This is a genomic window from Terasakiella sp. (assembly GCF_048267425.1).
Taxonomy (GTDB): domain Bacteria; phylum Pseudomonadota; class Alphaproteobacteria; order Rhodospirillales; family Terasakiellaceae; genus Terasakiella.
On the sequence record NZ_JBLWXN010000003.1, the window covers coordinates 245,730 to 258,837 of the forward strand.

Below are 13,108 nucleotides of genomic sequence, written 5' to 3' on the forward strand. Positions count from 1 at the left end.
TAAACTCAATGCAACTTTTAGAATGAAATTCTTATCTTTCATCCAACCCGTAAAGTTAGAAAAATGCGAACATTAAGAAAATATACAGGATTTTTAGCAAAAATACACAGTTTTGCACTTATTTTTTCATTTTTCTTTATAGGTGCGACTCCGCAGATTTCAAAGAGTTTTGCCCAACCTGTACGCGAGGGGACAAAAGTCCTAAAAGCCCCCCTGGCCCCTGTCGCACTGGAAGGGGAATTTCTGGTTCAGTTTCGCAGTGACAAATCCCTCAATGCCATAAAAAAAGGTAACAACCCCAAATGGATATCCAAACTGGGCAAAGATGTAAAAATTGATACACGGCTCAGTTCATTCAATATCGCGCATATTCAAGTCAGCAACCCGGCCGGAGATGGCAATTGGGAAAATCTTGCCAATATTTTATCCAGCGACCCCGATGTCTATGCCGTGGAACCAAACTATGTCGTCTATGCCAATACGGCAAATCCTGCATCCCCCAATGATCCCCACATTAACAAAATGTGGTTTTTGGACCAGATCAAAGCCTTTGAAGCCTGGTCTCAACCGTCTTCAACAACAGAAGATATCATTGTTGCTGTTGTCGATACGGGGGTCAAATTCACCCATGAAGACCTCAAAGGCCACATCTGGATTAATAAAAAGGAAATTCCTGACAACAAGATTGATGATGATAACAATGGTTTTGTCGATGATATTTTCGGATGGAATTTTTATGAAGGTAACAACTGGCCCGGCCCCATCGTTTATCCAGCCCCGACCATAACCCCCGACTACCAATGCCATGAGGGACAAAGCGGCGTTTACACAAACTTACATGGTACCCATGTTGCAGGAACCATCGCAGCAATGGGCAATAACGCAAAAGGCATCAAAGGTATCGCGGATAAAGTGAAAATCATGCCCCTTAAAGCCTTAGGTGGAGGCTGTGGTCGCGGTCATACACTTGGCTCACTCGGGGCTATTGTTTATGCCTATGAAAACGGTGCGCGCATTATTAATCTGAGCCTCGGTAGTTTCGGACACTCTTTCATTGCTAAAAAAGTCTATGAAGATCTTGCCGCCAAAGGTGTTTTATTTGTCATTGCCGCCGGGAATGAAACTGTCGATAACGATGGGGAACCCCGATCATACCCGGCGAGTTACCCCATCGACGGCATCTTAAGTGTTGCAGCGACAACACCAACAGACGATCTGGCGGAGTTTTCAAACTGGGGGCGCAAAAATGTGGATATCGCAGCCCCCGGCGTTGATATTTTTAGCACCATTGTTCTTCCGAATGAGGAAAAAAAGACGCTGAGTGATAGCTACAACTTCGAGTCAGGAACCTCGATGGCGACCCCGATTGTCAGCGGGGCTGCTGCGTTACTTCTTGCCCATCAACCAACCCTGACCAATTTACAAATCAAAGAAACACTGATGAACAGCGTTGACCCCATCCCCGGCCTTGCCAATAAGGTCGCCAGCGGCGGTCGGTTAAACTTGCAAAAAATGTTAAGACATCAAATGGTTAGACAACCATCAAAGACAGCAGAAGCCCCACAAAAAAGACAAAAAGCCCGATCTGCGGAACAGCACATTGATGGCATTCGCATTTTCGATCGACGCAGCCAGCGCGAAGAAAGGATAAAATGGTAGCTTTTTCCTTGCATAGGCGCCACCAAAACCGCAAAATCCGCAACCAAGAGGGTTCTATAATCGAGGGATAATAAAATATGGGCAAGTCCGTGCGACAGGTCAGTTTTCACCGCGCCTTATGCATTGGCGTCTCTATGGGTGTTTGGATCTCGCTGACGTCGCCGGGTTTTACACAAAACACGCTTGATCCGTTTGCGCCAGACACAGTGGCCCCGACCGAACCAAACGCAACACCCAAAGCCCCCGAACCCAAAGCGCCTAAAATTGTGCGCCGTCCTGTGGAACCCGAACGCCCTGTCGTAAAGAAAGCCCCAGAGAAACCGGTCGTGGATGCCAGTCAAATTGCCCCACCCGCGCCCAGTGCCCCCGCACCTGAGGTCAAACCGGTTGAACAAACACCGCCCCCGGCCCCCGTTGAAGCACAGGTTCAAATACCGACAGCTGAACCAGCCCCGTCTGTTGTCAAGCCACAAGCGGAACCTGCACCTGTTTTCAACGTCGCGCCGAACCCGCAAACAACAGATCCGTTTGCCCCTTCCTATGTCATTTCGGCACAACCACAACCGACACCGGCCAGCCCACTGGCGGCGCCTCCGGTTCAAGCAACAACCGTGACCCCACAAGAAGTGCCCGCACAACCAAGTGAACCTGCGCAGTCTGTAACAGCAACCACGCCAAGCGCGCCCATTGCCGAAGAAAACAGCCCTTCATTTTTTGAACGTTTAGGCAAACTGTTTAGCAAAACAGAAGAGCCCACTGCGCCAGAACCGCAAAACGAGGAACTAGCCAGCGAAGAGCCTGCCCTAGCCCCCACTCAACAAAATGTGAAAACGCCACTCTCGCCTGATACGCAAATCGCATCCCCCCAAGAGGAAGTTGCGGCTCCGGCACTCACAGGTTCAGAAAAGACGGAACAAGCCTCTTTTTTTGAAAAGTTGCGTAATTTCTTAACGCCTACGCAATCATCTAAAGATCAAGACCTTCCCAAGGCTGAGACAACACAACAGGTGACGGAAGAAAAGCCGAATATCGCACCAGAGCCGGCAACAAAAACGGAACCGGACCCCACGCTCATACAACAGGAAACGCCACAGGTGCCCCCGGTACCGGAACAAGAAAACACCAGCCTCTTAAATAAAATCGGTGATTTCTTCAGTTCCCCCTTTTCCCGTGAGGAAAAAGCAGCACAACCCGCAGAAATCCCTGCAAAAAAACAGCCCCCTGCACTTACGGGCGAACCCGCTGCTCCAGTTCAATCACCTGCCCCCGTTGCAGCCCCCAAACCCATTGACCCGCGACTTGTAAAAGCCGAGTTTGGTCTGGGAGCTGACATTAAGCTGGGCCAAGGGGACAACGATCTCAGCAAACAAGCAAAGTGTTTTACCAAAAATCGTGGCACTATTGCATTTTGTACAACACCAACCCGTTGGCCGGACGCCATTGCACGACATTTTGAAGTTTCCACCCATCTGTACAAAGGTACACGCGCAATTGTGCAGTATGAAGGCAGTATCGCAACCCGCCTTTATGGTGTTTTTAAAAGTGATGGCTTCCAAGATGTTGTAAAATACTATGAAAATCAATATGGCCCTGCGACAAATTCATTTGTACGCAACACCAGATTACTGCGCAAAACCGTTGAAAATAAAAGTTATATCTGGCGCAAGGAAAACCCGCAGGAAGGGTTGATTGAAATTATGGAAATTCGCCAAATCGCCGATACACGCGGCCCCACCCCAGATATGGACAACAGTATGATCCGTTCATATTTCGAAGGGTCCCGCGAAATTTTCTCGCAAGTCTCCGATCTGGATTTCATGCATTTGCGCTGACAACAGTTCAATATTTCAATAATAATTGAAATATTGAGCGTAGTGGTATATACTTCTCAATATGGATCAGACAATTGCAGTAAAAAGACTTGGTGAACTGGGCCACGACACCCGAATGTCCGTGTTCAGGCTTCTGGTGAAAGCGGGTAAAAAAGGCATGGTCGTTGGGGATATACAACGTCATTTGGATGTTTCTGCCCCAAACCTTTCCCATCACATTCACCGTTTGATCGGCGTTGGCCTGATCCGTCAGAAACGCGACGGACGCAGTTTGTACTGTTATGCAGAACTGGATGCGTTACGCGAGATTATGAACTTTTTAGAAGCGGAATGCTGCACACTTTAAACCTTTTTTTTGCGCAGTTATTTCAACATTTGTGGAAGTATTAAATTATGTTTGACCAACTGCAAAATTACCTCAACACAATGCCGCTTAGTGACATGCTGCAAGAAAGCTTCTGGATGTTTATCCAGCTTTTCGCGGAATTGAGCATTCTCTTCCTCATCATCAGTTTTCTGGTTGGCTTGCTGCGACAAAAGCTTCCCGATAGTAAAATCCGCAATATCCTTGGCGGACAAAAAGGGCGAGGATATCTGACAGCCGCCCTTTTAGGATCCATCACCCCGTTTTGCAGCTGTTCCAGTATTCCTGTCTTGGTTGGCCTTTTAAAAGCGCGTGCAGGCTTCGGCCCGACCATGACTTTTTTATTCACATCTCCGTTGCTCAACCCCTTAGTCATTGCCCTTTTCATCCCGGTTTTAGGTTGGCAGGTCACCGCCCTTTACGCCCTTTTGGCCTTTAGTGTTTCCGTCCTTGCGGGGTTGACCCTCAACACACTGGGGTTTGAACGGTTCATCAAATCTGAATTACTCGAAGAAAAGCCACGGTGCTGCGGATCATCTTGCGGGGCTGCCCCTCAAATCACCCCCACAATTTGGCAAACGGCAGGTCGCGAAACATGGGACATGTTTAAACAGATGTTTCCTTACATGTTTGTCGCCATGATCATTGGCGCAGGCGTTCATGGCTTTTTACCGGCTGACTTTTTTACAGAGGTTGCAGGCCCGCAAAACCCCGCTGCCATTCCAGCCGCCGCCTTGATCGGGATACCGCTTTATATGCGGGTCAGCACCTTATTACCACTGGTCTCGGCCTTTCTGGCAAAGGGGGTCAGCCTGGGTGCCATCATGGCGCTTGCCATCGGCAGTGGCGGGGCAAGTCTGCCGGAAGCGATCTTACTGCATAAACTCTTTTACTGGCCTTTGTTATCAGCCTTTTTGCTGGTCGTTTTTGCAATGGCCGTGCTCAGTGGTTTCACCTTCAACTTTCTGTTTACCTGATATAGCGTCATTGCTTTTTGCTGCAATTTCCATTTCGCAAGAACAGGGAAAGCCGTTGATTTGAATCCATTTTGATTCTAAAACAACGCAATGCATTTCTGATCAGAGGATAAATAAACTATGGCCATTGTTGCGCGCAGCCCGGAACATAAAAAAACAGGTGAAACCGTTGCCAAGATTTTATTGGAAATCGAAGCCATCAACTTCCGCCCGGAAGAACCCTATATCCTGACCTCCGGCAAAGCCAGCCCGGTTTATATCGATTGTCGCAAACTCATCTCTTTCAACCGTGCGCGTCGTACAGTCATGGAGCTTGCCAAAAACCAACTTCAACAAGACGCAGGGTTTGAGGTTTTCGACTATGTCGCGGGCGGCGAAACAGCCGGGATCCCTTATGCCGCATGGATGGCGGATCAGTTAGATGCATCTATGTTATATGTGCGCAAAAAACCCAAAGGTTTTGGTCGCAACGCTCAGATCGAAGGCTATATGGAAGAAGACAAACGCGTTCTTCTCGTCGAAGATCTGGCGACCGATGGCGGTTCCAAGCTGAACTTCGTCAATGCACTGCGCAATGCCGGTGCCAAATGTGATGATGCCTTCGTCGTCTTTTTCTATGGTGTAATCCCCGGCGCCCTTGAATCTCTGGATCAGGCCGGTGTCACGCTGCATTACCTGTGTAATTGGTGGGATGTTATTCATGCTGCTGAAAAATACGGCTATTTCACCAAAGAAAAAATCGCCGGTGTGAAAGAATTCTTGGAAGACCCGCTCGGCTGGTCCAGCAAAAACGGCGGCGAGTGATGACCCCAAAAAAGCTGGCTTTCTGGATTTCGATAAAGATCATGGCCCTTGTCGCCATTGGATACTTTGTCGTTCCAATGCTGATGCCTTGATATAAAAAATGCCCCTGAGCCGATTGCTTAGGGGCATTTTCTTATCTCGGTAAAACGATTTTCGCTTCTAGACCACCTTCCGGTCGGTTCATCAACTGGGCAGTGCCGCCGTGCGCATGGGCGACAGAACGCACAACCGCCAAACCAAGGCCAACACCGCCTGTTTCCTTATTACGAGAGCCTTCAACACGGCGAAAGGGTCTGAAAACTTCTTCCAGTTCGTTTTCGGGGATACCGGGACCGTTATCTTTTACGGTTAAGCTCACCTGACGTTGATCAGCCTCTAACACCACTTCACAGGCACCTGCATATTTCAAGGCATTGCCGACCAAATTGGCAACCGCGCGTTTCAAGCCAACAGGACGGCCTTTAAAGGGGAGTTCTTCCATGCCGCTATAGGTCACATCCCCATCGGTTTCACGCATATCTTCGCAAAAACTTTCAACCAACGCGGCCAGATCAATTGGGGAAACGGCCTCGTTTGCGACATCGTCACGGGCAAAAGACATGGTTGCCTTGATCATGGATTCCATTTCATCCAGATCAGACAGCATTTTTTCACGTTGCTGATCGTCTTCCACAAATTCAGCCCGTAAACGCATACGGGTGATGGGGGTACGTAAATCATGGGAAATCGCCGCCAGCATATGTGTACGATCCTGAACGAAACGACGCAGACGGGTTTGCATCTCGTTAAAAGCACGCGCGGCATCACGCACTTCACGCGGACCATCTTCTTTCATCGGTGGGGCATTGACATCGCGCCCCAATGTTTCTGCCGCCTGTGCCATGCGGGCCAAGGGTTTATTCGCACGCCGCATAATAACAAAGGCGACCAAGGCAACCAACAGAGACAAAAACAACAACGGCATGGCAAAGGGAACGAAACCCGGCGGGGTTGGACGTTCAAACGGAATGCGCATATTCAGCCATGTGCCATCATCCAGCAACACCGCCACCATCAGACGCGCATTATACTTATGTCCATTCATCATGCGTCCCCAATGGGGGCGTTGGTCGTCCGGGACATTATTGTTGTTTTGCATACGGTGCTGACCAAAACCGCCCCCCGGGGGAAAAGGTCTACGTTCATCATCATCAACACGAATACGTTTTAGATCTATTCCGCCAAGTTCTTCGGACAAACCGGATCGAATAAAAGCCTCAACCCCAAACCAGTTCGCTTCATCATCAACTGCACTTTGTGTGCTTTGCCATGTCCGCATCCCGCGCGGACGGTTGGTGCGCAACAGGAATTCACGCTGCAAAGGGCTTGCTGCATTCATCCACTGCACATAAGTTGCCATACGTTCAATCAAACGGCTGTGTTCAGCACTTTCGCGGAAATTTTTCCAATCCCGATAATAGAAAACACCCCCAAGTGCCTGTACCAGTAAAATACCACCGATCAGGGTCACAAGGGTTCTCCCCAGCATGGTTTGCGGGATCAAACGCATTGTCAAGATTGCTCCACTTTCGCCGTGAACATATAGCCGCCCCCGCGCACCGTTTTTACTAACGTCGGATTTTTGGGATCATCTTTCAATTTTTTGCGCAGGCGGCTGACCTGAACGTCAATGGCGCGGTCAAACGGGATGGCTTCACGGCCACGCGCCATATCCAAAAGTTGATCACGATTTAAAACACGGTTGGGATGACGCACAAATGTATCCAGCAATTCAAATTCCCCTCGACTAAGGGAAACAAGAACCCCTTCATCGTTTAACAATTCACGCCGTTCGGGACGAAATTCCCATTTATTAAAGATAAAGACATCGGCATCCTCAGCCGTTACGATTTCCTGTCCACCGCTACGCCGCAGAACCGCCTTGATACGGGCCAACAACTCACGCGGATTAAACGGCTTTGCCAAATAATCATCCGCACCCATTTCCAATCCGATAATCCGGTCGGTTTCTTCGCCCATTGCAGTCAGCATAATCACCGGAATCTGCGAACTGGCGCGCAAATTGCGGCAAAGGGTCAAACCGTCTTCACCCGGCATCATAACATCCAGAACAACCAGATCGATGGACCAGTCCTCAAGCGCACGTTTCATTTCGCGCCCATCCTGTGCGGTTGTCACGCGCAGGTTATGCTGCTTTAGAAATTTCGCAACAAGGTCGCGAATTTCGCGGTCGTCATCGACGACAAGTATGTGTGATTGCTTTTCCATGAGACTAATATAATCGCTATTTTCAAAACTGCGCGGTTGAATGTGTAACAAACTGTAACAGAAATGGGCGTAGAAACAATGCGTCACCTTATCGTACCTCTTACGACACATCCCCGTTACATAACAGGCCAATAATAAACTTATCGAAAGGGCGAACGCTATCGCCGGTTAACTCTAGTCGATGGAGACTTATTATGAAACGCACTACACTCATTCTCAGCGCCGTTAGCGCCGTTGCCCTGATCACTTTGACGACTTTGGCCGTCGCTCAAGACAACAGCAAACCCAACTATAATGGCTGGTGCCCCAATGGTGGCCCCGGCGGTGGATACGGATACATGATGCGTGGACACGGATATGGTATGGGATTTGGCATGATGAACGGCCCCCGCATGGGACGTTTCATGCAAAACGGCAATTACGATCTGCAACTGACACCGGAACGCGTCAAAGAAATTATGGAAGGTCGTCTCGCTTGGCGCGGTAACGACAACCTCAAAGTCGGCGATGTCACCACCGATCAAAATGGCAATATCATTGCCAAACTGGTCACAAAAGATAACTCACTGGTCGAAACTTTCAAAATCGACCCAAAAACAGGCGCACAAACCCCCTTGCGCTAATAACTTAAATCTCCTTCCCCTCCCGTAAAACTAAAAAAGGGTTCCTTCTGGAACCCTTTCTTTTTTATCGTCAGTCTTCTTTTTCGCAGATTTCGATCTCTGCATCGTCATCTTCATCCAGTTCCCCGGCTGCCGCACGCCTTTGCCATTTCTTGTAGGAATTAAAGCTCAAAGGAATGCTCACCAGATAAATCGCACCAATAACAGACAACATCGCCCACGGTGCACTGACTAAGAAGGCAACCAGCAAGCCGACACCAATCATAACCGGCAAAACATAAGCCGCTGGAACCTTCGCCTTTTTAAAGGAAAAAGTCGGAAAACGACTGACCATCAAGCCGCCGATCACCGTCAGGAAAAAACAGGCCATTGCCGGACTGCGGAAAAAATCATCCCCGAACATGAAAGACAGCACCAACGGGTACATAATCAATAACGCGCCAGCCGGGGCCGGTACGCCGGTAAAGAAATTGTTTTCCCACGGCTGTTTATCGGGATCTTCCAGTGCGGTATTGAAACGTGCCAGACGCAAGGCCATACAAACGGTGAAAAAACAAACAAAGACCCAGCCGATCCGACCCGCATTTTCCAAAACCCAGAAATAAAGGATCATGGGAGGTGCCACACCAAAACTGATAAAATCAGACAGGGAATCCAGTTCCGCACCAAATTTGCTTTGCGCATTCAATAAACGCGCAACACGTCCATCCAAACCATCCAAAATCGCCGCAACAACAATTGCAAAGACCGATGCTTCCCACATATCGCGCGCGGCAAAATTAATCGCGGTCATGCCTGCACACAATGCAGAAATGGTCAGAATATTCGGGATCAGGTGATTGATCGGTAATCGTTTCAGTTTTGGACGGCGTTTTTCCATGATTATCTCACTTCGCCTTGGCGGGCGGCTTCGGTGCTATTTAAATCAGCCAAAACAGTCTCAGCAGCTTTGGTCGTTTGCCCCAAGGCTACCATAGGTTCCACCCCTTCGGGTAGATAAACATCGACACGGCTGCCAAAACGGATCATGCCGAACCGTTCCCCGGCTTTCAATTGATCACCTTCTTTTGTCCAGCAAATGATACGGCGTGCAACCAGTCCCGCAATTTGAACAAAAGCAATTTGCGTTCCATTTTCGGTTTCAAGCGCCACGCTCATGCGTTCATTATCCACGCTGGCCTTATCCAAAGAGGCATTGAGGAATTTCCCCGGGCGGTAAGCCACTTTCTTAACCGTCCCGCTTAAAGGAGAGCGGTTTACGTGAACGTTAAACACATTCATAAAAACACAGACGCGTGTGCGTTCCTGATCGCCCATGCCTAATTCCGCAGGCGGTGCGGCGCGGTCAATCAGTTGTACAACACCATCGGCCGGACAGATCACCAATCCATCACGAGTCGGGGTGACACGATGCGGGTCACGGAAAAAGCAAATACACCATACTGTCAGGATCAAACCGACCCAACCAATCGGCTGAACTGCACCCAACCATCCCAAGGCATATGCCCCAACCATAAGGGCCACTGTCAAGATGGCAAAAATTGCGATAAACGGCCAACCTTCGCGGTTGATCGGCACCAAAATTACTTTAAGCACGTTCTTCGTCCATGTTATCCAAATCCAATTGCCTTTCGTAACAGGATACGCCGGATGCGTAAAGACGACTTTTCTTTTTGTTTGCAACAAAGATGCATGTTAAATTGATAAAAATCTTGATTTTACGGGCTGATAGCAGTGAGCAATCCAAACACATTCCCTTCCAAAGCGAGAAGTCTGGTTGAATTTTCGAATTCAACAACAAGGGAATTGTCCGTAACGGATAATTTGCACGCCAAAGATGGTAAAATCATTCAGGACAACAAACTCTCTCAAATCGATTTTATGGTCCAGTATCAAGGATATTGGTTCGCCGTCCATGTCAAACCGGAAGGAACAAAATCTTTTCTGCATATTCATGGCATCATTGGAAAACTGCCTTATTCGTATGAAAGTACTTTTGCACGTGCCAACGTTCTGGCCGTTGTCAAAGCGGCGGGAAAAGCGTTAGGCGGCAGTGTTAAGATCGATGATAATCAAAACATTATCCTGATTGACAAACTGACGTTCGAGGGAAATATATCCCCCAAAATCTTATTGGCAGAAACCACCAAAGTTTTGTTACGCGTTAAACCCTACCTGCAACTGGTTCATACCCTTCAGCCGCCAAAAGATTTGGCCTTTCACGCGCCCAAGAATTATATCGAGCAACTTCCGCCACAAACCGTTCCGGCCCCCTCGCTCACCGATGAGCCACAGGAGCGGATGGAGGAAGAAAAAGTCACGCTAAAATTGAAAACCAATAGTGTGAAGCTCAAGGTAAAACCCGTCATTAAGCTGAAGCCAAACTAAACAGGCATTTCAAAACATAAAAAAATCCCCGCACAAGACGGGGTTTCAGACTGCTGACAAAGTGTTTTTAGTAAATAATTGACCAAAATCCGTCGTCCCGCGCTTGATGCGGGATCCATTTAAAATCAATGGACTATATATTACTCATTGAGCAAAAATGGATCCCCGATCAGGGTCGGGGATGACAGTTTAGTGGCTTTGTCAATAAGCAGAATCCCCGCACAAGATGGGGATTTTTTTTATTGAGCTCAATTTGCTTTACTGCGCCGGAATTTCAAAAACCTGCCCCGGATAAATCAGGTTCGGGTCACTGATATGTTCTTTATTGGCGCGATAGATAACCGCATAATCAAATCCTGTCCCGTAAATGCGACGCGCAATACGCCACAAGCTGTTGCCCGGCTGAACGACGATTTGGCGATCTTGTGGGACATTGCTCATGTTTGGCGCGCGAGAGAACGGAATAGTCACCCGGTTTAAAACTTTTCGATTTTCATCCACATGATCGGCACGTAATTGATATACACCCGGTTCGACAACCCGTGACGGTGCGACAACCCAATGCCCTTTATCATCGGCCGCCGTGTTGCCTAAAAACTCGTTATCCAGATAAAGGAAAACCGCGCCCCCTTCCGGTGCTGTACCGGAAATAGACAATTCCCCCTTATCGTCATAGTTCACTGCATCAATAGAAAGCGTTAAACTTTCCGCCCCGGGCACCTGCAAGGCGGTAACCGGACCGCTGCCATCTTTTGACATAGACACGGCCAAGGTCTGATCCCCTTTGCGTTCTGGTACAACAAGGACCACAACATCCTCGGATTTTTGGATTGTACCGTCCGGATTCAATGCACTCAGGCTCAGTTGGCGTTCCCCTGTTTCCAGCGGATTGGTCGGCAGATAAACCCATTCCCCACGGTCATCAGATTTGGCCATTCCCAATTCATTCTCACCATCAAGAACGGTGACTTCCGCCTTGGGTGTAGAGCGCCCTGCCATGACAACATCCCCATCGGGATTTATGCGCACAACATCAAAACTCGGTGCCGTATTCTCGGTCTTTTGCGGCTGCATCGCCGGTTTAGAGGGAGTATTTGCAGATTGCTGACTTTGTTGCCTTTCTGCCTGAGGTTGGGGAGCTATCGGTTCCTCGTCATTAAACAAGGTTAAAAAGATCGCCAATGCAACAACTGCAAGCCCCAAGCCGATTAAAACGATTGAACGCAACGTACTCTCTCCGCCTTTAAAAAGGATATGCCCTAAACCTTGAATTAAGCTGACAGGGTATCCTTAAAACATCATTTGCGCAATTCAAGAAGTCTTATAAAGAGCGCAAAATATCAAAAAACACAACACTTAACCCTATGGGCAGCAACGATACAACGACTCTAATCAGTGGTTCTGATTTTTGTAGCCATGCCGGCGCACGATTAAGGACCTGTTCCGCGCCATAATGGCTAAATAAAACCAGAACAAAACAGAAAATGGAAAGTAATGGCAAATGCCCCTGCAACCACATGTCCCAAACCAGAGTTGCCGTACACAAGCTTATAGGAAACACGGCATTTTCACTTAACGCACCCGGTGTACGTTCATGCCCCCAAATAATGGTCCCAACGACAACAACGACCAAACTTATTGCAAAATGACCTGCCATTTGGTCGCCCAGATAAAAAGCAAAGCCCGCTAGAGTGCAATTTAAAACCAACGGTGTAATCAACCACGAAAGGGGTGTTTCGGGGTTTCCAAATTCCGCACGCATCTTGAATGTGAAAATAAGCGATAACACCAACAAGACAGATCCAGCCAGCAAGGCCTTAATAAACATATCCATCTGTGTCGTCATGCCGGTTATCACCCAAACCCAGACGAAACAAAGCAACACTCCCGCACACATACGCAACACCGGATGCCTTAGGAACAATGCGGCAAACAAACCACCCAACGTGATTATCCCCACCCCATAGGCAAGAGCATTCATGCCGAACTGAAAAGGTTCCCCCACTTGCCCAAAAGCACAAATCACGCCGATCCAGCAGGCAAGGCCAACGGCGAAGGATCCCACAATATCTTTGTTTTCCCCCGTCGTTGCCCATCGCAATAGCGGCACGCCCCCCAACAGAGTGAAGGCAGGAAAGAAAAAACTAAACAACAAGGAGCTATTTATTGAATTAAGCATGGTGTAAACATAGC

The 13,108-nt window shown here is 48.5% G+C and carries 13 protein-coding genes; 7 read left to right on the forward strand and 6 right to left on the reverse strand.

Features of this window, described 5'->3' with window-relative positions; all coding sequences use genetic code 11:
- Positions 1 to 63: 63 nt before the first annotated feature.
- The 5 genes from ACN0VA_RS07340 to ACN0VA_RS07360 all read left to right on the forward strand — a co-directional run bounded on the left by ACN0VA_RS07340 (position 64) and on the right by ACN0VA_RS07360 (position 5,636).
- The gene (locus ACN0VA_RS07340) at positions 64 to 1,659 is read left to right on the forward strand and encodes a S8 family peptidase (RefSeq protein ID WP_417820525.1); all 1,596 of its coding nucleotides are present in this window, start codon (positions 64 to 66) and stop codon (positions 1,657 to 1,659) included.
- A 77-nt stretch (positions 1,660 to 1,736) separates the two neighbouring features.
- The gene (locus ACN0VA_RS07345) at positions 1,737 to 3,491 is read left to right on the forward strand and encodes a hypothetical protein (protein ID WP_417820526.1); all 1,755 of its coding nucleotides are present in this window, start codon (positions 1,737 to 1,739) and stop codon (positions 3,489 to 3,491) included.
- A 61-nt stretch (positions 3,492 to 3,552) separates the two neighbouring features.
- A complete protein-coding gene (locus ACN0VA_RS07350) occupies positions 3,553 to 3,837 on the forward strand; it encodes an ArsR/SmtB family transcription factor (RefSeq protein WP_417820527.1) in 285 nt (94 codons plus the stop codon).
- Positions 3,838 to 3,884: 47 nt separating this feature from the next.
- Positions 3,885 to 4,832 carry a permease gene (locus tag ACN0VA_RS07355; protein ID WP_417820528.1) on the forward strand — a complete coding sequence of 316 codons (948 nt, stop codon included), beginning with the start codon at positions 3,885 to 3,887 and terminating at the stop codon, positions 4,830 to 4,832.
- Positions 4,833 to 4,952: 120 nt separating this feature from the next.
- Positions 4,953 to 5,636 carry an orotate phosphoribosyltransferase gene (locus tag ACN0VA_RS07360; protein WP_417820529.1) on the forward strand — a complete coding sequence of 228 codons (684 nt, stop codon included), beginning with the start codon at positions 4,953 to 4,955 and terminating at the stop codon, positions 5,634 to 5,636.
- A 133-nt stretch (positions 5,637 to 5,769) separates the two neighbouring features.
- On the opposite strand, the gene ACN0VA_RS07365 is transcribed toward ACN0VA_RS07360, so the two are convergent.
- Both ACN0VA_RS07365 and ACN0VA_RS07370 read right to left on the reverse strand, forming a co-directional pair.
- Positions 5,770 to 7,185 carry an ATP-binding protein gene (locus tag ACN0VA_RS07365; protein ID WP_417820603.1) on the reverse strand — a complete coding sequence of 472 codons (1,416 nt, stop codon included), beginning with the start codon at positions 7,183 to 7,185 and terminating at the stop codon, positions 5,770 to 5,772.
- Positions 7,186 to 7,187: 2 nt separating this feature from the next.
- A complete protein-coding gene (locus ACN0VA_RS07370) occupies positions 7,188 to 7,904 on the reverse strand; it encodes a response regulator (RefSeq protein WP_417820604.1) in 717 nt (238 codons plus the stop codon).
- A 194-nt stretch (positions 7,905 to 8,098) separates the two neighbouring features.
- Here ACN0VA_RS07370 and ACN0VA_RS07375 point away from each other — a divergent pair, with 194 nt between their 5' ends.
- Positions 8,099 to 8,527, forward strand: a complete 429-nt coding sequence (locus ACN0VA_RS07375) for a hypothetical protein (RefSeq protein WP_417820530.1) — start codon at positions 8,099 to 8,101, stop codon at positions 8,525 to 8,527.
- A gap of 70 nt (positions 8,528 to 8,597) precedes the next feature.
- On the opposite strand, the gene pssA is transcribed toward ACN0VA_RS07375, so the two are convergent.
- Positions 8,598 to 9,407, reverse strand: a complete 810-nt coding sequence (pssA, locus tag ACN0VA_RS07380) for a CDP-diacylglycerol--serine O-phosphatidyltransferase (protein WP_417820531.1) — start codon at positions 9,405 to 9,407, stop codon at positions 8,598 to 8,600.
- Between the two features lie 2 nt (positions 9,408 to 9,409).
- Positions 9,410 to 10,123 carry a phosphatidylserine decarboxylase gene (locus ACN0VA_RS07385; RefSeq protein WP_188662831.1) on the reverse strand — a complete coding sequence of 238 codons (714 nt, stop codon included), beginning with the start codon at positions 10,121 to 10,123 and terminating at the stop codon, positions 9,410 to 9,412.
- A gap of 138 nt (positions 10,124 to 10,261) precedes the next feature.
- Between ACN0VA_RS07385 and ACN0VA_RS07390 the strand changes: the two genes are divergently transcribed.
- Positions 10,262 to 10,915 carry a hypothetical protein gene (locus ACN0VA_RS07390; RefSeq protein WP_417820532.1) on the forward strand — a complete coding sequence of 218 codons (654 nt, stop codon included), beginning with the start codon at positions 10,262 to 10,264 and terminating at the stop codon, positions 10,913 to 10,915.
- 258 nt (positions 10,916 to 11,173) lie between these two features.
- Here the strand turns inward: ACN0VA_RS07390 and ACN0VA_RS07395 are convergent, their stop codons facing one another.
- Both ACN0VA_RS07395 and ACN0VA_RS07400 read right to left on the reverse strand, forming a co-directional pair.
- Positions 11,174 to 12,142 (reverse strand): LysM peptidoglycan-binding domain-containing protein, encoded by a 969-nt coding sequence (locus tag ACN0VA_RS07395; protein WP_417820533.1) that lies wholly within the window; start codon positions 12,140 to 12,142, stop codon positions 11,174 to 11,176.
- Positions 12,143 to 12,236: 94 nt separating this feature from the next.
- On the reverse strand, positions 12,237 to 13,094 hold the full coding sequence (locus ACN0VA_RS07400; RefSeq protein ID WP_417820534.1) for a hypothetical protein: 858 nt from the start codon (positions 13,092 to 13,094) through the stop codon (positions 12,237 to 12,239).
- Positions 13,095 to 13,108: the final 14 nt, after the last annotated feature.